Annotated in this window: 23 protein-coding genes; 19 read left to right on the top strand and 4 right to left on the bottom strand. The window is 39.0% G+C overall.

What is annotated here, in order from left to right; all coding sequences use genetic code 11:
* Window positions 1–9 precede the first annotated feature (9 nt).
* The 7 genes from JNUCC52_RS05970 (at window position 10) to JNUCC52_RS05940 (ending at window position 4,894) form a co-directional block, all read left to right on the top strand.
* Complete coding sequence (locus JNUCC52_RS05970; RefSeq protein ID WP_024364265.1) at window positions 10–567, top strand: ReoY family proteolytic degradation factor; 558 nt, start codon at window positions 10–12, stop codon at window positions 565–567.
* Window positions 568–717: 150 nt separating this feature from the next.
* The gene (locus tag JNUCC52_RS05965; RefSeq protein WP_173478469.1) at window positions 718–1,167 is read left to right on the top strand and encodes a DUF2487 family protein; all 450 of its coding nucleotides are present in this window, start codon (window positions 718–720) and stop codon (window positions 1,165–1,167) included.
* A gap of 154 nt (window positions 1,168–1,321) precedes the next feature.
* Window positions 1,322–1,825: a QcrA and Rieske domain-containing protein gene (locus JNUCC52_RS05960; protein WP_173478470.1), complete on the top strand. Its 504-nt coding sequence runs from the start codon at window positions 1,322–1,324 to the stop codon at window positions 1,823–1,825.
* A gap of 22 nt (window positions 1,826–1,847) precedes the next feature.
* A complete protein-coding gene (qcrB, locus tag JNUCC52_RS05955) occupies window positions 1,848–2,522 on the top strand; it encodes a menaquinol-cytochrome c reductase cytochrome b subunit (protein WP_024364262.1) in 675 nt (224 codons plus the stop codon).
* 42 nt (window positions 2,523–2,564) lie between these two features.
* Window positions 2,565–3,338 (top strand): menaquinol-cytochrome c reductase cytochrome b/c subunit, encoded by a 774-nt coding sequence (locus JNUCC52_RS05950; RefSeq protein WP_173478471.1) that lies wholly within the window; start codon window positions 2,565–2,567, stop codon window positions 3,336–3,338.
* Window positions 3,339–3,562: 224 nt separating this feature from the next.
* Window positions 3,563–4,159 (top strand): lipoprotein heptaprenylglyceryl N-acetyltransferase LhaT, encoded by a 597-nt coding sequence (gene lhaT, locus JNUCC52_RS05945; protein ID WP_173478472.1) that lies wholly within the window; start codon window positions 3,563–3,565, stop codon window positions 4,157–4,159.
* A gap of 60 nt (window positions 4,160–4,219) precedes the next feature.
* Window positions 4,220–4,894, top strand: coding sequence for a zinc metallopeptidase (locus JNUCC52_RS05940; protein WP_337982191.1), 675 nt, complete (start codon window positions 4,220–4,222; stop codon window positions 4,892–4,894).
* A 267-nt stretch (window positions 4,895–5,161) separates the two neighbouring features.
* Here JNUCC52_RS05940 and JNUCC52_RS05935 read toward each other — a convergent pair whose 3' ends face one another.
* Complete coding sequence (locus JNUCC52_RS05935; RefSeq protein WP_173478473.1) at window positions 5,162–6,031, bottom strand: YitT family protein; 870 nt, start codon at window positions 6,029–6,031, stop codon at window positions 5,162–5,164.
* Window positions 6,032–6,145: 114 nt separating this feature from the next.
* On the opposite strand from JNUCC52_RS05935, the gene JNUCC52_RS05930 reads away from it, so the two are divergent.
* The 7 genes from JNUCC52_RS05930 to JNUCC52_RS05900 all read left to right on the top strand — a co-directional run bounded on the left by JNUCC52_RS05930 (window position 6,146) and on the right by JNUCC52_RS05900 (window position 11,788).
* The gene (locus JNUCC52_RS05930; RefSeq protein WP_337981681.1) at window positions 6,146–6,481 is read left to right on the top strand and encodes a nucleotide pyrophosphohydrolase; all 336 of its coding nucleotides are present in this window, start codon (window positions 6,146–6,148) and stop codon (window positions 6,479–6,481) included.
* Window positions 6,481–7,278 (top strand): 4-hydroxy-tetrahydrodipicolinate reductase, encoded by a 798-nt coding sequence (gene dapB, locus JNUCC52_RS05925; RefSeq protein WP_173478475.1) that lies wholly within the window; start codon window positions 6,481–6,483, stop codon window positions 7,276–7,278. Before JNUCC52_RS05930 ends, dapB begins: the two co-directional genes overlap by 1 nt.
* Window positions 7,279–7,296: 18 nt before the next feature.
* Window positions 7,297–7,701 carry a methylglyoxal synthase gene (gene mgsA, locus JNUCC52_RS05920; protein WP_173478476.1) on the top strand — a complete coding sequence of 135 codons (405 nt, stop codon included), beginning with the start codon at window positions 7,297–7,299 and terminating at the stop codon, window positions 7,699–7,701.
* 31 nt (window positions 7,702–7,732) lie between these two features.
* Window positions 7,733–8,878 (top strand): N-acetyl-alpha-D-glucosaminyl L-malate synthase BshA, encoded by a 1,146-nt coding sequence (bshA, locus tag JNUCC52_RS05915; RefSeq protein ID WP_173478477.1) that lies wholly within the window; start codon window positions 7,733–7,735, stop codon window positions 8,876–8,878.
* Window positions 8,865–10,040 (top strand): CCA tRNA nucleotidyltransferase, encoded by a 1,176-nt coding sequence (locus tag JNUCC52_RS05910; protein WP_337981680.1) that lies wholly within the window; start codon window positions 8,865–8,867, stop codon window positions 10,038–10,040. Before bshA ends, JNUCC52_RS05910 begins: the two co-directional genes overlap by 14 nt.
* Window positions 10,041–10,185: 145 nt before the next feature.
* Window positions 10,186–10,716: a GNAT family N-acetyltransferase gene (locus tag JNUCC52_RS05905; RefSeq protein WP_337982190.1), complete on the top strand. Its 531-nt coding sequence runs from the start codon at window positions 10,186–10,188 to the stop codon at window positions 10,714–10,716.
* Between the two features lie 88 nt (window positions 10,717–10,804).
* Window positions 10,805–11,788, top strand: coding sequence for a biotin--[acetyl-CoA-carboxylase] ligase (locus JNUCC52_RS05900; RefSeq protein WP_337981679.1), 984 nt, complete (start codon window positions 10,805–10,807; stop codon window positions 11,786–11,788).
* A gap of 66 nt (window positions 11,789–11,854) precedes the next feature.
* Here JNUCC52_RS05900 and JNUCC52_RS05895 read toward each other — a convergent pair whose 3' ends face one another.
* The 3 genes from JNUCC52_RS05895 to JNUCC52_RS05885 are packed head-to-tail and all read right to left on the bottom strand — an operon-like array spanning window position 11,855 to window position 13,601.
* Complete coding sequence (locus JNUCC52_RS05895) at window positions 11,855–12,688, bottom strand: DUF4097 family beta strand repeat-containing protein (RefSeq protein ID WP_337981678.1); 834 nt, start codon at window positions 12,686–12,688, stop codon at window positions 11,855–11,857.
* Window positions 12,689–13,288, bottom strand: a complete 600-nt coding sequence (locus JNUCC52_RS05890; RefSeq protein ID WP_337981677.1) for a DUF1700 domain-containing protein — start codon at window positions 13,286–13,288, stop codon at window positions 12,689–12,691.
* Entirely contained in the window at window positions 13,281–13,601 is a 321-nt protein-coding gene (locus tag JNUCC52_RS05885; protein ID WP_173478483.1) for a PadR family transcriptional regulator, read from the bottom strand. The genes JNUCC52_RS05890 and JNUCC52_RS05885 overlap by 8 nt, the downstream gene beginning before the upstream one ends.
* A 540-nt stretch (window positions 13,602–14,141) precedes the next feature.
* Between JNUCC52_RS05885 and panB the strand changes: the two genes are divergently transcribed.
* The 5 genes from panB (at window position 14,142) to JNUCC52_RS05860 (ending at window position 20,293) form a co-directional block, all read left to right on the top strand.
* Entirely contained in the window at window positions 14,142–14,978 is an 837-nt protein-coding gene (gene panB / locus JNUCC52_RS05880) for a 3-methyl-2-oxobutanoate hydroxymethyltransferase (protein WP_173478484.1), read from the top strand.
* The gene (gene panC / locus JNUCC52_RS05875; protein WP_173478485.1) at window positions 14,979–15,833 is read left to right on the top strand and encodes a pantoate--beta-alanine ligase; all 855 of its coding nucleotides are present in this window, start codon (window positions 14,979–14,981) and stop codon (window positions 15,831–15,833) included.
* A gap of 1 nt (window position 15,834) precedes the next feature.
* Complete coding sequence (panD, locus tag JNUCC52_RS05870; protein WP_337981676.1) at window positions 15,835–16,218, top strand: aspartate 1-decarboxylase; 384 nt, start codon at window positions 15,835–15,837, stop codon at window positions 16,216–16,218.
* 364 nt (window positions 16,219–16,582) lie between these two features.
* Window positions 16,583–19,354, top strand: a complete 2,772-nt coding sequence (gene dinG, locus JNUCC52_RS05865; protein ID WP_337981675.1) for an ATP-dependent DNA helicase DinG — start codon at window positions 16,583–16,585, stop codon at window positions 19,352–19,354.
* A 171-nt stretch (window positions 19,355–19,525) separates the two neighbouring features.
* Window positions 19,526–20,293: an isocitrate lyase/PEP mutase family protein gene (locus tag JNUCC52_RS05860; protein ID WP_337981674.1), complete on the top strand. Its 768-nt coding sequence runs from the start codon at window positions 19,526–19,528 to the stop codon at window positions 20,291–20,293.
* Window positions 20,294–20,295: the final 2 nt, after the last annotated feature.

Here is a 20,295-nt window from a genome sequence, read left to right as displayed (position 1 = left end):
GGAGTGGGTATGACTGCTTCTGTATCAGTTGTCGATAAAAAAGCATTTGTTCGCTGGTTTTTAAAAAATTACCAATTAAAACGTCGTGAGTGTGTATGGATTTTAAATTACTTATTAAGTAATGATGAGTTGTTAAAACGAATACGGTTTGTAGAAGAAGCTCACTATTGTCCTAGAGCAATGGTGATGTCTACAGTAGACTCAACAGGTGTACCATTTCGTTTTTATAAAGGCAATGTGATGACAGCCGATGCTGAGAAATCGTTCCATGACTTACGTTTACATGAACAAGAAGATATGTATATACAATTAAACTTCCCAAATATACCGCCAAGTGCACAATACTTAGCAGTTCTTGAAGAAAACCCTTATATGCCAGAAACATTAATTGTTAGTGAAAAGGATCGTTTACTGGCAGAAGAGTTACTTTCCAATAGTTTACTCGTATTCCAAGAAGAAAAATTACTTGCACAAATTGATGAAGCCCTAGATAAAGGCGATGAAGAACGATTTTATGAATTGTCAAATTTGTTACAAGTTTTAAAAGAAACTGCTAATTTACAATAGTGTTAAGTCAATAGGTAAAATTTGAATGCCCTTTATCCACCTCTATATGGTAACATGACTAGTGAATGATTGTTTTCACTTTTTATTGGTTATCCTATAAAAGAGTGGAAAAGGGCATTTTTATATTTGTTACAGTTGGGGGGTTATTGGATGTATTTTAATGCAAACGATGTGACATCGTTTTTAGCGCAGAAGGATTTTATCGATACGGCAATTATTCCACTTGTAGGAATCGATCTTACTGCTGAAAAATTAAAGCAAAGTGGCGCAGAATCAGATTTTTTGTTATCGCTTACAGCTTTTATTGAACAACAGTTTAGAGGTCGCTTACTAGTCATGCCACCATTTTCGTATAGTACTGCTTTGAAAAATGAAGAAATGCCAGTGCAATTAGAAACACAATTACATACTGCTGGCTTTAAGCATGTGTTCTTCATTACTTGTGACCATTTTTGGACAAATATTGGAGATGTTGTAAATATTATTTGGTTACCAGCTATTCCACTAGAATCCATGAATATGAACGTGAAACAAACCATTCTCGAAGATCAGTTGCGCCAAGTAATACCTGTATTTTCGACCAAATGGTCACAAAATTAGCAATTTGTTTCAATAAATGTTCACATTCTCCAGGTTTCCACAGAATGCTATATTGACCAAGCTATGGACTTGATATATCATAGATATGTCCTAGTATTACTATTTGTAAAAGTATGTCCGTTGGACTGACCTTTAAGTTAGAGGGGGGAAAAGGATGAGTAACAATCGAGTTTCACGTCGTCAATTTCTAAGCTACACACTCACTGGTGTTGGCGGATTTATGGCGGCAGGTATGTTGATGCCAATGGTTCGTTTTGCAATTGACCCAGTTTTACAAAAGCATGAAGGTGGGGATTTTATCAAAACCGAACATAAAGTCGCTGACCTTACTTCAGAGCCAGTTAAAGTTGACTTCACTTATGAGCAAGTTGACGCTTGGTACAAATCTAATGTTACAGACGTAGCTTGGGTTTACAAAGAAGGCGACCAAATAATTGCGCTATCACCTGTTTGTAAGCATTTAGGATGTATGGTGGACTGGAATGGCGATTCAGCACACCCAAATCAATTCTTCTGTCCTTGTCATGCAGGGCGTTACGAGAAAAACGGGAAAAACATTGCAGGTACACCGCCTCTAGGTCCGTTGGATGAATTTGAAGTACAAGAAAAAGATGGTTATTTAGAGATTGGTCCAGCAAGAGCAAATACTCTAGTTTAATTTGTAAGGGGGTACGAATTCAGTGCTAAACAAAATTTATGATTGGGTCGATGAACGATTAGATATTACACCAATCTGGCGTGATATTGCCGACCACGAAGTGCCAGAGCACGTGAACCCTGCACACCATTTTTCAGCATTCGTTTACTGCTTCGGTGGATTAACATTTTTCATCACAGTAATTCAAATTCTATCTGGTATGTTCTTAACAATGTACTATGTACCAGACGTCGTGAATGCTTGGAAATCAGTTTATTATTTACAAAACGAAGTAGCATTTGGTGAAATCGTACGCGGTATGCACCACTGGGGAGCTTCATTAGTAATTGTAATGATGTTCTTACATACGCTTCGTGTATTCTTCACTGGTTCTTATAAGAAACCTCGTGAGTTAAACTGGATGGTTGGTGTAGGTATTTTTGGTGTAATGATGGGTCTTGGCTTTACAGGATACTTATTACCATGGGATATGAAAGCATTGTTCGCTACTAAAGTAGGTATCGAAATTGCGGCATCTGTACCATTTATTGGTTCGATGATTAAAGTATTATTAGCGGGTGACAGTACTATTCTTGGTGCTCAAACGTTAACACGATTCTTTGCGATTCATGTATTCTTCTTGCCTGCAGTATTGTTTGGGTTACTTGCAGCACACTTTATCATGATTCGTCGTCAAGGAATTTCAGGGCCGTTGTAATAATTCTTGACGGTTCGATGATTTTTTAAAGGAGGGGACACTATGCATCGCGGAAAAGGAATGAAATTTGTCGGCGATTCTCGTATTAAAGCGAATCACAGAATGCCGAACGTTCCAAAGGATTATTCCGAATATCCAGGTAAAACTGAAGCTTTCTGGCCGAACTTCTTACTAAAAGAATGGATGGTAGGTGCTGTTTTCTTAATCGGTTATTTATTGTTAACAGTCGCTCACCCATCTCCACTTGAAGGGCCAGCTGATCCAACAAGAGCATACACGCCATTACCGGACTGGTACTTCTTATTCATGTACCAACTCTTAAAATACTCATTTGCTTCTGGTCCATATAATGTTATCGGAGCAATTGTCATTCCAGGTCTAGCATTTGGAGCGCTATTATTAATGCCATTTTTAGATAAGAGTCCAGAACGCCGTCCGTCTAAACGCCCGTTACCAACAGCGTTTATGTTATTAACATTGGCTGCTATGTTCTATTTAACTTGGGAGTCAGTTGTTAATCATGACTGGGAAGCTCAAAAAATTCAAGGTGCTATCGTAGAAACTGTAGAGTTTGATAAAGGCTCAGAAGGTTACCAAATCTATGCTGGCTCTGCATGTATTACATGTCATGGTGAAGGCTTAGAAGGTGGTGCTGGTGCGCCAACACTTATGAATACAGGCTTAACAGCTGATGAAATTATAGACATTGCACACAATGGTTCACCAAGTGGTAAAATGCCAGCAGGTCTATGGACAGGTTCTGATGAAGATCTTCAAAAGTTAGCTGAGTTTATCGAAGGCTTAAAAGCTGAATAATTTCAAAAAGAGTCGGGAAACTGACTCTTTTTTTCTAGCTTCTATTCAACATTTGAACTTGCTTTTGATATAATTAATGAGAAAAGTCTATGAATAATACTTCATATTGCAATTAGCCACTTGTTGTAACATATAAGTGCCATAGAGGCGTAGCCGCCAAAAAATACATAAATATTAAAGAAAAAGACATCTTAGTATGGACGGATAGTAAAGGAGTTTTAATCATGCAAATGACACGTGCAAATATTTGGTACCTCCTTACGCATAAAACATTTTTAATCATATTACTACTTATCAACTTGTTAGGAACGATTTACGGCTATTATTGGTATGGCTGGCAATTAGCGATTACGAAGCCGATTTTTTATATTTTTGTACCAGATAGTCCGACTGCTAGTTTGTTTTTTTGTTTTGTGCTGTTGGCATGGATAGTAGGAAAAAGATGGCCATTGATGGAAGTGTTAGCACTTGTCACATTAGTTAAATATGGTATTTGGGCAGATGTAATGAATCTTTGGACTTTAGTAGAAACAGGCTACATTGGCTGGCAAGGTTGGATGCTTATCGGATCCCATTTTGCGATGGCATTTCAAGGAATCCTTTACATCGGTAAATATGTATTTTCGTATTGGCATGTTGCGGTTGCAGCCGTTTGGACTTTGCATAATGATGTCATAGACTATGTGTTTGGGCAAATGCCAATGTATCGTGATTTAGCGGAATATACAAGTGCTATTGGATATTTTACTTTTTGGTTATCAATTGCTTGTATTTTCATTGCTATTTTCTCAATTAGGTGGCGCAAATATTTGCCCAATTAGGGAAATCTCTATAGAATTATAGTATCGAGGTAGAAAGGGGTTAGGAAATTGTCAACAGGCATGTATATTGTTTATTTTGCGATTATTATGCTACTGCCATTGTACGCTCAAATGAAGGTAAAAGGTACGTATAATAAGTTTGCAAAGGAACGTACCATGAAGGGACAAACTGGTGCTGAGGTAGCAAGGGCGATCTTAGATGCGAACGGCTTGTACGATGTGCGAGTTGTACCAACACAAGGTGTGTTATCTGATCACTACAACCCTGCGACAAAAACAGTCGCATTATCAGAAAGTAACTTTTATGAGGCAAGTGTAGCAGGTGCAGCGGTTGCTGCCCACGAAGTAGGCCATGCCATTCAACATAAAGAGGCATATTCAATGCTTACTTTACGTAGTAAGCTTGTTCCAGTTGCTAATTTTTCATCTGGCTTCTCATGGGTTTTTGTTATGATCGGAATTTTTTCTGGTTTATCTAATATGTTATTGCTAGGTATTGTCCTATTAGCAGCAGGTGTAGTGTTCCAATTAGTAACATTACCAGTTGAGTTTGACGCTTCAAAGCGTGCACTCGTGCAAATGAATTCACTTGGTATTATTACGAACGAAGAGGAACGTCCAGCGCGTAAAGTGTTAAGTGCCGCTGCGTTAACTTATGTAGCTGCTACAGCAGTAGCTGTTTTAGAATTATTACGATTAATTTTAATCTTTACAAATATGCGTAGTGATGACTAAGAAAAACTTGTTATAGTGGGATGACCACTATAACAAGTTTTTTATTTGTATGTAGGGAATAATCGCCGATAAAAGTTGATGAATCGCCGATAAGGCACGTGTAATCGCCGATAAAAGCCGATGAGTCGCCGATAAAACACGAGCAATCGCCGATAAGACACGAAGAATCGCCGATAAGACAAAAGCAATCGCCGTAGCGGATCACATCGTCCTTTAGCAAGAAAAAGTGTTAGATTGATTTACTGTCAATCTAACACTTTTTTCATTTTAATGTAATGGTTGTTTTTGATCGTCGAGCGTGAAGCCTTCTCCCGCCACATCACGAACTTCCGAAATGGAGACGAACGCATGAGGATCAACTTCATGGATAATCGATTTTAAACGTACAACTTCATTGCGTCCAACAACGCAGTAAATCACTTCTTTGGCTTGCTTTGTAAAGTGACCATGCCCTTCTAAAATCGTAACGCCTCGTTCCATACGTAATGCAATCATATCCGCAATTGCACTCGATTTCTCAGAAATAATGAGTGCTCCACGTCCTGCATAGGCACCATCCTGAACAAAATCAATAACGCGTGCACCTACAAAGACAGCAACTAGCGTATACATCATAGAACGTGCATCTAAAAATGTTAGCCACGATATTATAATAACAATAGCATCGAAAATAAACATTGTTTTCCCCATGCTCCAGCCTAGATATTTATGGCCGAGACGTGCTAATATATCCACACCGCCAGTAGTGCCACCGAAGCGGAAAACAATACCGAGCCCTAGTCCAACGAAAACACCAGCAAACAGTGCCACGAGGAATAAATCATCCTCTAAATGAATCGTGAACTGGTATTTCTGAAATATTTTCAGGAAAATGGATACTGAAATTGTACCTATTAATGTGTAGATAAAAGATTTTTTTCCAAGTAGGCGCCAACCTAAAATAAACATTGGAATATTCAAGATTAAATTAAGTAATGCGGGATCCCAACCTAGTGTAAAATAGAGAACAAGGGTAATCCCACTAAAACCACCTTCACCTAGCTGATTTTGCATATTAAAGTGTACAAAACCAAAGCTATAAATGGCTGCTCCGAGCATTATTGCGATAATATTACGAATTCTGATCTGTTTGAACATAAGACCTCCTGTAATTCCTAACTATGAAGTAGTGGTTTTATTATCTGTCATTTTATTGTTTTTGACAACAATGGTGTAAATTTTATACGATGGTAATTAGGAGTGTGATATGGGATGACAGAACAGATAACGATGCAAGCCTTGCAAAAACGTGTGGATGACTATATTGGGCAATTTAAGGAAGGTTATTTCCCTCCTTTTGAACTACTCGCACGTTTAACGGAAGAGCTTGGAGAATTGTCACGCGAAGTACAGGACGTATACGGGCAGAAAAAGAAAAAGAGCTCTGAAGAAACGAATAGTATTGAAGAAGAATTAGGTGACTTTTTCTTTGTTTTAGTATGCTTTGCTAATGCTCAAGGTATAAAATTAGATGAGGCACTTTTACGCGTCATACATAAATTTGAAACGAGAGATAAGGATCGCTGGACAAGAAAGGAAGAGGAATAATGTCGATTCGTGTAGCAATTGCAGGGCCAAGAGGAAAAATGGGAGCTGAAGCTGTACATACAGTTATGAAACATGCCAAAATGGAGTTAGTAGCTGTACTTGATTATAAAGAGGTTGGCCAGACATTAGCTGATTTAGAGATGTTTCCAGCAAGTTATACAGCACCAATCTTTACAGATATGAATGAGCTAGTAGAAGTAACTGCACCTGACGTATTAGTAGATTTAACGAATCCACATGCAGTATATAATCATACAAAAGAAGCTTTAAATTTAAATGTACGACCAGTTATTGGCACAACTGGTTTTACAGATGCGCAACTTGAAGAATTATCAGCACTTGCTAATGAGAAGGAGTTAGGATGCATTATTGCACCGAACTTTGCGATTGGGGCAATCCTGATGATGAAATTCGCTAAAGAAGCAGCAAAATACTTACCCGATGTAGAAATCATTGAAATGCACCATGACCAAAAGTTGGATGCACCATCTGGTACTGGTGTCAAAACAGCACAACTGATCCAAGAGGTGCGAGCACAAAAAACGCAAGGTCATCCACAGGAAAAAGAAACGATTGAAGGCGCAAGAGGGGCTGATTTTGATGGTATGCGAATTCATTCTGTTCGCTTACCTGGTTTAGTGGCACATCAGCAAGTATTGTTTGGAGGAGACGGTCAATTATTAACAATCCGTCATGACTCATTAAATCGTAATTCCTTTATGTCTGGCGTTGCATTTTGTGTAGAAGAAGTTATGAAAATGGATCAGCTAGTTTATGGTTTAGAAAACATCATCTAAAGAACGGATGGAAAACTTATGAAAATCGCATTAATTGCACATGATCGTAAAAAAGATAATCTAGTACAGTTTGCTATCGCGTATCGTGATATTTTAAATGAACATACACTTTACGCAACAGGTACAACAGGGCAACGTGTTATCGATGCAACAAGCTTAGAGGTTACACGTTTCCGCTCGGGTCCGCTTGGAGGGGACCAACAAATTGGCGCTATGATTGCCAATAATGATATGGACATGGTCATTTTCTTCCGTGATCCATTAACAGCACAACCACATGAGCCAGATGTTTCTGCACTTATCCGTCTTTGTGATGTTTACCAAGTGCCACTGGCAACAAATATGGGAACTGCAGAAATACTACTAAAGGGCCTACAAGAGGGCTTTGTGGATTGGAGACTGATTCAAGAAAGACGAGACTAAAAGACGTGAATTCAGAAAGGATGATTATCGAATGAGAAAGCTAAAAATCGGCATTACCTGTTATCCAACAGTTGGAGGCTCTGGTGTAATTGCAACAGAATTAGGAAAAATGCTAGCAGAGAGAGGGCACGAAATTCATTTCATCACCTCAAGCGTACCATTTCGATTGAATAAAATTTATCCGACCGTCTTTTTCCATGAAGTAGAAGTGAACAATTATTCAGTATTTCAGTATTCGCCATATGATATTGCATTAGCGAGTAAAATGGCGGACGTGATTAAAGATGAAGGGTTAGACGTGCTACATGTACATTATGCAATCCCACATGCCGTATGTGCGGTACTAGCCCGAGAAATGAGTGGGCAAAATATTGGCATTGTGACAACGCTCCATGGTACGGATATTTCCGTTCTTGGACAGGATTCTACACTGTCACAAGCTATTAAATATGGTATTGATAAATCTGACATTGTGACAGCAGTTTCAGAGTCACTAAAAGAGCAAACCTACGAACTTATTGATACTGTTAAGCCAATTGAAACGATATACAACTTCGTGGATGAGCGTGTCTATCGTCCGCAAAATGCTGGTAACTTAAAAGAGCAGTTTGGCATTCAAGAAGATGAAAAAGTTATTATTCATGTTTCTAACTTCCGAAAAATTAAAAACCTCCCTCATATTGTCGATGCGTTTATGAAAATCCGTGAAAATGTAAAAGCGAAGCTACTGTTAGTAGGGGATGGACCTGAAAAGCATCGTGTGATGGATCAAGTAAAAGAAAGCCCATATGTTAAGGACGTTTTATTTTTAGGCAAACAAGAAAATTTAGCTGAATTATACGCTATTAGTGATTTAAAGCTGTTACTTTCACAACAAGAATCTTTTGGACTTGTCTTGCTTGAAGCAATGGCTTGTGGTGTGCCATGTATCGGTACGACCGTTGGTGGGATACCAGAAGTCATTGATCATGGTGTAGATGGCTATTTAGTGGAATTAGGCGATACGGATGCTGTAGCTGACTATGCTGTACAGTTACTGAACGATGAAGATAAATTACTTCGTTTCCGCGAAGCAGCAATGCGTGCAGTGAGTGGAAAATTCCACTCATCTAAAATTGTTGAGCAGTATGAACAACTGTATGAAAAGGTTGCTGAAAAAAACCATGCAAAACAATAAAGAATGGCAGGCTGCCTTCTCCGTTATTGAACAATTGGAGGAGGCGGGCTTTGAGGCAGTTGTCGTAGGCGGAGCTGTGCGAGACGCCCTATTAAATCGTTCTGTACATGATGTCGATGTAGCGACAAATGCATTGCCACAAGAAGTTAAAACTGTTTTTAATCGTACGGTTGATATTGGTATTCAACACGGCACTGTGCTTGTTCTTGAGCCGACAGCACCCGTTGAAGTAACAACCTATCGTACGGACGGAGAATATTCGGATCATCGAAGACCAGAGGAGGTTCATTTTGTTCGCTCTCTAGAAGAAGATTTACAGCGTCGTGACTTTACGATGAATGCGATAGCTATGCGTCGAGATGGCTCGCTTGTAGATTTTTATGGTGGACAACGTGATATTGAGACTGGTGTGATTCGAGCAGTAGGAGAAGCCAAAGTACGTTTTGCTGAGGATGCCTTACGAATGCTAAGGGCTGTGCGTTTTTCAGCACAGCTTGGCTTTACTATCGAGGCCAAGACACTTCAAGCAATGCAGGAAAAAGCTTCAGATATCGCATGGGTTGCCAAAGAGCGCATTAAGGCTGAACTTGATAAGCTTTGGGTAGGAAAAGAAGTTTATAATGGCATTCGAAAGCTTGAAGAAAGTGGACTAGTATCCTATTTGCAAGGTAACTTTCAAGGAGAGCATTGGCATGGTTTTTCTGTAAAAAATGCAACTTGTGGTTGGGCGTATTTTGCTCTTCTACAAGAAGAGCAATGGCAGGAAGTATTGCGTACCTATCGTTTGTCTAATAAGGAAATGGCATTTGTTAAAGCTGTTTTAAGTGCGTTTCATGCGCTACAAAAAGGCTGGACAAGTATGGACTATTTTACGTATTCGTTAGAGGAGCTCGAAACAGCACAATATTTTGCGCAATTGAAAGAACTAGCGACCAACTCGCAGCAAAGTATACGGGAGGCTCAGGCACGCTTACCAATAAGACATCGCCAAGAGCTTGTAGTAAATGGAATGGATTTACTACAATGGTCTGGACAAAATCGAGGACCATGGTTAAAAGAAGCCTTGCAATTGATTTTAACGGCTGTTATTAATGGGGAACTGTCTAATGAGCGCAAAGACATCAAAGATTGGTTTGAGCGGGAGTATGACCTTGAAGGATGACTAGTGGATTATAAAATGAAAATAGGGCAAGTGACAATAAGTGACCATTGAAAGTACGTCATTAAAAGGTCACTTGCTTATTTTTTTAAGGATGAAACGAAAACGATTTATACATAAATAAAATTTCAATCAAAGGGGGTTGATGATGATCGACCATTTAAAAGGGGAAAGCGTTATACTAAGAGCGATGGAACGTCAGGATTGGGAAGCCGTGCATGCATACGCATCTCAACCAATTGTTTGTCAATATCAACCTTGGGGTCCGAACTCCGAAAAAGAGTCATATGAGTTTGTCACACAAGTAATGTTAGATGCTTCAATCATACCTAGAAGTCGCTTTGTTTTTGCCGTCATTGTAAAGGAACAGGTAATTGGTGCTGGAGAGATTAATATTCGAGATAGTTCGAATAGACAAGGTGAGATTGGTTATATTATTCATCCAGATTATTGGGCGAACGGATATGCAACAGAAGTATCGAAGCTGCTAATTGATTTTGGATTTAAGACATTGAATTTACACCGTATTTTCGCCACTTGTGACCCAAGAAATGTTGGCTCTGCAAAAGTGTTAGAAAAAGTCGGCATGACCAATGAAGGTAGAATACGACAAGATTTGTTATTAAGAGATGGCTGGCGAGATTCTCTTTTATACAGTATTTTAATGCATGAATGGTAAATCTTAATGACCTTTTGTGTTAACCCATTGATGTTCGTTCGTAATTCAAGATTGCAATGAAGAAAAATACTAAAGGATTGGTTTGAGAATGAGTATGTCCATGAAAGATGAAATTTTAAAAAGATTATTAGTAGCGAGTGGTGAGGCGGTTTCAGGACAAGAATTGGCAGATTCACTAGGTGTATCACGTACGGCGATTTGGAAGCATATGCAGACGCTACAGGAGGAAGGCTATACTTTTGAAACCGTTAAGAAAAAAGGTTATGTGTTAACTGGTGTGCCGAATACTTTAAGTCCAACACAATTAGAATTATTTTTAAAAACAGAGTGGTTAGGACGAGAAATTCACTATTTTGATGTGGTGGATTCCACACAAACAATTGCGCATAAGCTAGCACAAGAAGGTGCGCCAGATGGAACGATTGTCATTGGTGAAGAGCAAACGGCAGGACGTGGTCGCATGTCTAGACCATGGGAATCAGCAAAAGGCACGGGTATTTGGATGACCATTATTTTACGACCAGATGTATCACCACAGCAAGCGTCTTCATTTACACTTGTCGTAGCCGTAGCAGTGACAATGGCGATTAAAACTTTATACAAAAATGTTGAGCCTGCCATAAAATGGCCAAATGATTTACTAATAAACGGCAAAAAATGTACAGGAATTTTAACAGAAATGCAAGCAGAGGCTGACCTTGTACAAGCATTACTTGTAGGGATCGGTATCAATGCCAACCAGCAAGAAAATGATTTTTCACCTGACATCGCAGATATTGCCACATCGCTACGATTAGCTGCAGGAGAGGAAATTAATCGTGCCGCGCTTGTTGCAACGATTTTACAATATTTAGAGCAGTTTACTGAGCTTTTCGTAAAAGAGGGCTTCTCTAGCATTAAGGAGCTATGGGAGCAAATGTCATGCACAATAGGACAGCGTATTGAGGTGACCACTTTACGCGAACGTTTTGAAGGAATTGCAAGCGGCATTACAGATGAAGGCGTGCTACAGCTAACATTAGAAGATGGTACAATTCGAACAATTTATTCGGGAGATATTAAAATTTTATAAAAAAGAAAGCTGCATGGTTATTAATTTCCATGCAGCTTTTAGTTATACTAACGGCTGTTCTATCTATTATTTTAAAGATAATTCTATATCTCCATGAGAAAGAGAAATACTAAGCTGATTTTCTCCTGCATGTAGCTGTGAAACTTTACTATTTTGAGAACTATCATTCACTGTAATATCGCCAAAGCTTGTTTTTAATTCGAATCCTATATCACTTTTGTTATTGTCTAAGTGTAGCGAAGTATCTCCAAAGCTAGAGGTAATCTTAGATTGACCGTTAAGTGTCCCATTTATATTGATATCCCCATGCTCGCTCTCAACAATAAAGCCGTTACCATTAAATTGGTCAAGCGTTAAATCACCGAATGCCTGTGTTATTTCCGTTTTTTCTCCAGTAATATTTTTCAGTAGGATATCGCCATAATCCTCTTTAACATTGAGTTGTTTGTAGTGGAAACCTTTAAGTATTGTATCGCCAAAATTACTGTCAATCACTAGCGAATTTAATTTTGTATCTTTTGGAACCGTAATTTTTATGGAGGGTGACTTCCATGAGCCAATGCCAATCGACATGCCACTTTTTCTTTTACTTTTCGTTTCAACTGTCAAAGTACCATCTTTAATGCTATAAGTCACATCCGTATTTTTCATAACGTTTGTTTCTAATGAATAATTATCTGACTGAAGTATTTCAACATCCCCGTAGTCATTGTTTATGTGCAGGTCTGTAAATGCTTCAAGTGTATAAAAATTATTTTCGAGCCCATTTTTAGCAGGTACAGTGAAGCCATTACCCTCTTGTACGATATTCAATTTTCCTCCAGAGGAAAAACCAATGACGGCAAGCAAAATACCTAAAGTAATCATACTAAGCGCAATAAGCTTATATCGCGAAATCATCTAAAATCCCCCTTTACGCTTTTTTGTGATTTTACGGAATAAACTTGCCAAAACTTCTACACAAACAAGACCAATTTTTTTAATCAAGCGCGCTACGGCTGGGAAAAGGAGAACGCCCAATCCAGTAACAATTAGCCCTATTCCTATAAAGAGAAGTGCCGTTGGCCAGTGCTCTGTTAACACAAAGAAACCTGCAATAAGTGCAACAACACCACCTAAAAAGATACTTAAAACTGTTGCTACAATCGCCACAACAAAGCTGAAAATGACGGCTCCAACCGATATAATTAGTGCTACTGCAACTGCAAGTAATGGTATTGATAGTGGTGCCGATAATATTGCTAGAATAATGAGCCAAATCGCGGTCATATTTTTCTTTGTAGATGCGGGTGTTGCATCTAAATCCTTTATGGCAAAATCAGCCATTATTTGTGAGGCAACAACAGAGGGAGACCCTAGTTGCGCAATGACTTGCTGTTCGTTTTCTACACCTGCTTCATCAAAATACTCTTCATAATAGACAAGCGCAGCATTTAGCTCGTGCGCTGGAAGCCGACTTAATTTGCTGCGTAGCTTTCTTAAATAGCTAGCTCTATCCATCTAATTTCCCTCCTAAAAGTACACAGTCAACTTTTTGCTTATACATTTGCCATTCCTGTAAAAGCTCTAGCAATCGTATCCGCCCTTGCTCGGTTATTTGGTAATACCGTCTATTTCTCCCTTGGTAAGGTTGATCATAGGTTGTTAGGTAGTTCGCTTTTTGTAAACGGCGCAATACTGGATACAGTGTTGATTCGGATATATCCATCACAGATTGTACTTGCTGTGTTAATGAGTAGCCGTATGCATCCTCCTTATCAACAATTGCAAGTACACAAGCGTCGAGTAATGCGGAGCCTAGCTGAAATGTCATCTTTCCACCTCACATTCAATTACCTATACAAGGTTTTATATTATATGCTGTATAGTATGCTGATAGTATATGACGTATAGTATGTGTTTGTCAATTTTTGTGAAAATAATGGGAGAGGGAAATTTTAGCGGGAAGTCAATTACTAGAAAAAAATATTTGAAGATTAATTGGAATCTGTTATAGTAGTGCTGAAGGGCAGTATCCTTTGTGAACGGCACCTTCAAAATTGATTTACAAATTACAACAAATATCTGCCTTGATCTTTATAGACAGGGACGGAAGAAAACGATGCGTTCAAAATTTAACTTGATTGAGTGGAAACAGTCTACCTACAAAATTGTAATGGCTTGTTTCTAGTTGGTTAAATGAAGTGAAAGCCTCAACGTCATGTCACGGATTGTTATTTGCATAGGCATACAAAAGCCTACTAATCTGTTGACAATGGGGTAAAACAGTTCTGAACGAACCCATGACCTTTCTGTCCATTTTCGGAATAGAAAGGTCTTTTTGTTTTTTTCCTTAAAAAAGGAGGACTACACAATGAAGACAACATCAGATTTTTTAAAAATGAAAGCAGCAGGAGAGAAAATCGTTATGTTAACGGCATACGATTATCCATCCGCAACATTTGCTGAGGAAGCAGGTGTTGAAATGATTCTTGTAGGCGATTCGCTTGGAATGGTTGTGCTTGGTTATTCATCAACGATGCCAGTAACGGTTGCGGATATGGTCCATCATGCAAAAGCTGTACGTCGCGGGGCAAAAAATACATTTATGATTGTGGATATGCCATTTGGGTCTTATCAAGGTGAGATTAACGACACTTTAAAAACAGCGGTATCCATGATGCAGGAAACAGGGGCAGATGCTCTTAAGCTAGAGGGAGCAGGGGATGTATTGCCAGTAATCCGTAAATTAACATCAGCAGGTATCCCTGTCGTTGCCCATTTAGGATTGCAACCGCAATTAGCAGGCGTACTTGGTGGCTACAAGGTACAGGGGAAGACAGCTGAACAGGCACAACAACTTATTGAGGATGCCAAAAAGTGTGAAGCTGCGGGGGCTTGTGCCATTGTATTAGAATGTATTCCACATCAGCTAACAGAGTTAGTATCCGCTGCACTAATGATTCCGACGATTGGCATTGGCGCTGGACTTGAGGCAGATGGACAAGTGTTAGTTTTCCATGACATGCTAAGCTATGGATCACATCATGTGCCAAAATTTGTGGAACGCTTCGCCGATATGGGAAGTGAAGCAAGTAGTGGTATTGAAAGTTTTGTAAATGCAGTGAAAGCAGGGACATTCCCAACAATAAAACACTCCTTCACGATGAAGGATGAAGCATTAGATCAGCTATACGGAGGCGTTAAATAAATGAAAGTCATTACAACAATCGAAGCACTAACTGCAGAAATACAAGCAGCTAAGCTAACACAAAAAACCATTGGATTAGTGCCAACGATGGGTTATTTGCATGAAGGCCATTTAACATTAGCCTCAAAAGCTCGTGCGGAAAATGACCTTGTTGTGATGAGTATATTCGTTAATCCGACGCAATTTGGTCCAAATGAGGACTTTGAAAGTTATCCTCGTGATTTAGAACGTGACAAGGCTTTAGCACAATCTGTAGGTGTAGATATTGTCTTTGCACCAAGTGTTGACGAGATATATCCGCATAATGGTGGAATTTTCATCCATGCAGGCGAACAGGCAACCATTTTATGTGGGGCAAGTCGACCAGGTCATTTTGATGGCGTATTACAGGTCGTATCTATTTTATTTCACTTAACGCAGCCAACCCGTGCGTACTTCGGTCAAAAGGATGCGCAGCAAGCGGCTATTATCGCTACGATGGTACGTGATTATCATTTTCCTTTAGAAATGCGTGTCGTGCCTATCGTACGTGAGGAAGATGGTTTAGCAAAATCTTCGCGTAATGTCTACTTGAGTGCTAAAGATCGCAGTGAAGCACCAGCTATATATGAGGCTTTACAGCTTGCAAAAGACAGTTTTTTAGCAAATGGTGATGCAACTGGGGCATTGGCAAAAGCACAGGCTCACATTACTAAAAGCACACATGGCAAAATTGACTATATCGAATTATTAGCTTACCCAGACCTACTCCCTGTAACAGCTCAAACGGAACAAGTCCTTTTAGCAACTGCTGTTTATATCGGACAAACACGTTTAATCGATAATTGTATTTTTAATGTGAAAGAAGGAAAATAATATGTTAAGAATGATGATGAATAGTAAAATCCACCGTGCTACAGTTACGGAAGCGGATTTAAATTATGTAGGATCTATCACAATTGATGAGAATATACTAGATGCAGTCGGTATGCTACCAAACGAGAAAGTGCATATCGTAAATAATAATAATGGTGCTCGCTTTGAAACTTATATTATTGCAGGTGAGCGTGGTTCAGGCGTTATTTGTGTAAATGGTGCAGCAGCGCGCCTCGTCCAACGTGGAGACATTGTTATCATTATCTCTTATGTTTATATAGATAATGCAGAGGCAAAAGAACATAAACCAACAGTAGCAATTATGGGAGAAGGCAATACAATTAAAGAAATGATTGCCTACGAGCCTGAAGCAACTATCTTATAGTGCCAGTCACTCACACAATTTCAATGCAAGTCATTTTTGTATAGTCGAGTAAAAATCCACGAAGACTCCTGCGGGAACAGCACACAATGTAAGACGCAACAGGCGGCGCGATAGCGACGGTTGCGGCTTACAATGTGCCCGCGGAAAGCGAAGTGGATTTTTCCGCTTTTAGAAGCCTATGTATTGCTAGTTGTCTATGTTAAAGTATCAGACACTCACTCAATTTTCAAACAATTTTGAGGAGTTTTATGGAAAAACATTAGCGAAAAAGCATTTTCTTTCATCCAAGATGGCGGAAGGATGACCAGCGAGATGAATTTATGATAAAATTCATCTATCTAATGTGAACTGTGAGTTGAGATGTATGATGGAAAGTCAAAAGTATGCAATTGTTGATTTGGAGACGACAGGTCATTCTCCAGCAAATGGTGACCGTATGATCCAAATTGCCATTGTCATTATGAAGGATTGGAAAATAGAGCGCACCTATACGAAATTTATTCATCCAGGAAAATCTATTCCATCCTTTATTCAAGATTTAACGCATATTACGGACGAGGATGTTAAGGATGCATTGCCGTTCGAGGCACATGCGGACTACATATATGAATTAATTGCCGATAGTGTTTTTGTCGCGCATAATACCGATTTTGACTTATCCTTTTTACAAGCAGAATTCAAACGAGCTGGTTTACCAAAATGGCATGGTAAGAAAATGGATACGGTAGAGCTAGCAAAAATATTATTTCCTATGTCACTAAGTTTTAAGCTAGGTGATTTAGCAGCCGATTTAAATATCGAGCTTGAAAATGCACATAGAGCGGACGATGATGCGCTTGCAACAGCTGAGCTTTTTAAACATTGTTGGGAGGAGCTTCTTAACCTTCCACAACTAACGCTGGAACAAATGCATAAACGCTCGTTCCGATTAAAATCTAACTTATCTCAGCTCTTCTTTGAGGCATTACAAATAAAACGCCATCAAAGTTCAACTGATGAAAATATTACCTACTATCGAAATTTTGCAATTTGTGATGGACGTCAAAAACAGGTTTTTCAGTCTGAGCTATTACCTTACCCTCAAACTGCTAAAGATAAAGAAGCAATGATGACAAAGGCTATGCCTAACTTTGAGCAAAGACCAGCACAATTTGCAATGATGGATACGATTTGGCAAGCATTGAATACGAAAAAAGAATGCGTTATCGAGGCTTCGACAGGCATCGGAAAAACAGTTGGATATCTTTTACCTAGTATTTTATATGCGCGAGCGCACAATAAAAAGATAGCGATCAGTACGTATACAGCACATTTACAAGAGCAGCTCGTCGAAGAGGAACTACCGAAAATCGAAAAAATTCTTGGTACAAAAGTAAATGTAGCTGTCCTTAAAGGCATGCAGCATTATATTGACCTCGCACGCTTTGAGCAGTGTATGGCATATGCGGATGAATCCTATGATGATACCTTTACAATTTTACAATTGCTTGTATGGCTAACAAAAACGCAAACTGGTGTGTTAAGTGAACTTAATGTTTCGGGCGGAGGGCAACTGTTTTTAGAAAAAATCCGTAAAATACCTGATGACAAACCGACAAAGGGCTTTGATTTCTACGAGCAAGCGTTAAAAAATAGTGCAACAGCGGACTGTATCGTGACAAATCACTCAATGGTCATTAGTGATTTAGTTCGACAAACACCCATTTTTACACAAATTGATGGTTGGATTATTGATGAAGCACATCAAGTTATTCAAGCAGCTATGCAACAAGATGAAACGGTCTTTTCGTATACTCAATGGAAATATATTTTTGGACAAATTGGTACAATGGAAGAAACAGCCCTCTTTCAGCAATTTAGTCAGGCGGCTAAAAAGAAGCAACGCATTCCGATGCAAAGTTTACAGCAACTTGACAAGCAATTTATACGCCTACAGCGTGTGTTCGATGAAACAATTCAGCGTGTCGTACAAAAAGTGCAACAGCAGATTAAAGGCAAACAGACTAGTAGCAAGTGTACACTGTTTTTAGAGGATGTATCTCTTGCAAAAGAGCCACTCTTACAAGTCAGCAAATTATTACAGCAATGGCTAGACCTTGCAGTGGAAGCGGGCAAAGCATTTGAAAATAATATTGAACAATTAGACAAAAATGAAATATTTATTGTATCTGAGTGGCATTATTGGATTCGTGAAATGAAGCTAAGAATTGCCGAATGGGAGGAAATTTTCCTATTACCCCATGAGGATAATTCAGTGTGGTTTGAGTTTGATTTGCGCAGTGTCCCAGGTAGTCTACATGTCTTTAAAAAGCCAGTAAATGTTACACCAATCATTGAGAAGGTGCTTGCGCCACTCCGTCACCAAGCAAGTATCGTCTGGACTTCTGGTACGTTAACCGTGCCAGGTAATGAACGTTTTATTACACGTCAGTTAGGTATTTCAGACAGTGTGGAGGTCGTAAAGTTACAGGCACATCCGTCGTACTACGCAGGGGCAAAGGCATTTATCGTCACGGATATGCCAGATATTCAACAAGTTACACAGGCGGAATATATAGAGGCGGTTGCACATGCCATTACACGTACGGTTCGTATGACGGAAGGCCGCTGCTTTGTGCTATTCACTGCACAAGATATGTTGCGCAAAACGGTTGAGCTCATACAGGATAGTGAGCTGCTCGATGACTATATGCTCTTCGCACAAGGTGTGACAGGTGGTAGTCGAATGCGTATTCTCAAGTCATTTCAGAAATTTAGCCAAGCAGTGTTATTTGGAACAAATAGCTTTTGGGAAGGTGTAGACGTTCCAGGTGACGCACTTTCTTCGGTTATCGTAGTACGACTACCGTTCTCTTCTCCAGAAGAGCCCGTGTTCAAAGCGCGTGCCAAACATATCACACTGCAAGGGCGCAACTCATTTACTGAGCTTTCTTTACCTGAAGCCATTATGCGTTTTAAGCAAGGGTTTGGCCGATTAATTCGTTCATCGCAAGATAAGGGCGCATTTATTGTGTTAGATCGCCGTATTAGCACAAAATCCTATGGAAAAGAATTTATTCATGCATTACCACCGATAAATGTAAGGAAATTACAATTACCAGAGCTATTAAAAGAATTAAGTAATTGGCAGAAATAATAAAGGTCCCTTTTAGCATTATGCTAGGAGGGACTTTTAATAATTGGTGCAATGATGTAGCTTTTTAATGTTATATAAGTGTCTGCAATGGACCATAAGAGCAAGAATGAGGACGAAATGTCTGATGCACCCCTGTTAAGATGATATCTATCATGTATAGGGGGATTAAATATGACGACAATAAAAACATTCAATGCGTTACATACAACACAAGATTTATTATTATTAGGGAATGTTTGGGATTTATTATCCGCATTAACGTTAGAAAAGGCGGGTTTTAAAGCTATAGGAACGACAAGCTGGGGAATCGCAAATTCGCTTGGATATACAGACGGTGAATGTATCGATTTTAACAGACATTTAGCTATAATTAAAACAATTACCGAGAATGTCAATATTCCAGTTTCAGCGGATATTGAATCAGGGTATGGAAGCGATACGAAAACAATATTAGAGAATGTATTAAGAACAGCCGATGTTGGCGTGGCAGGTATTAATATTGAGGATTCACTAAAACAACAAAAAGGACTAAGAAATATTAATGAACATTGTTCCCTATTAGCAGAAATGAGAACGATGTTAGATCAACATGGTTATAAAGACTTTTTTATTAACGCAAGGACAGATACATATTTTCAAATGGAGCAGCCCTTTTTAGAAACAATGACAAGAGCGAAGGCATATGTCGACAGCGGTGCTAGTGGAATTTTTATACCAGGGTTGATAGATCATGATGAAATAAGAGAAATGACTTCAGCGATTGATGCGCCAATAAATTTAATGTCGTTACCAGGTCTAACAAATTGTCAGACGCTACAACAATTAGGCGTTAAACGTTTTAGTTTTGGCAATGTATTATCTGATACAATCATGGCTTATTTAACAAAAAATGCAACACAGTTAATGGAGACAAGAGATACATCATTTTTATATGAATAGCT

The sequence above is a fragment of the Lysinibacillus sp. JNUCC-52 genome (assembly GCF_015999545.1).
Classification (GTDB): Bacteria; Bacillota; Bacilli; order Bacillales_A; family Planococcaceae; genus Lysinibacillus.
This window is presented reverse-complemented; position numbering and strand designations above follow the sequence as displayed.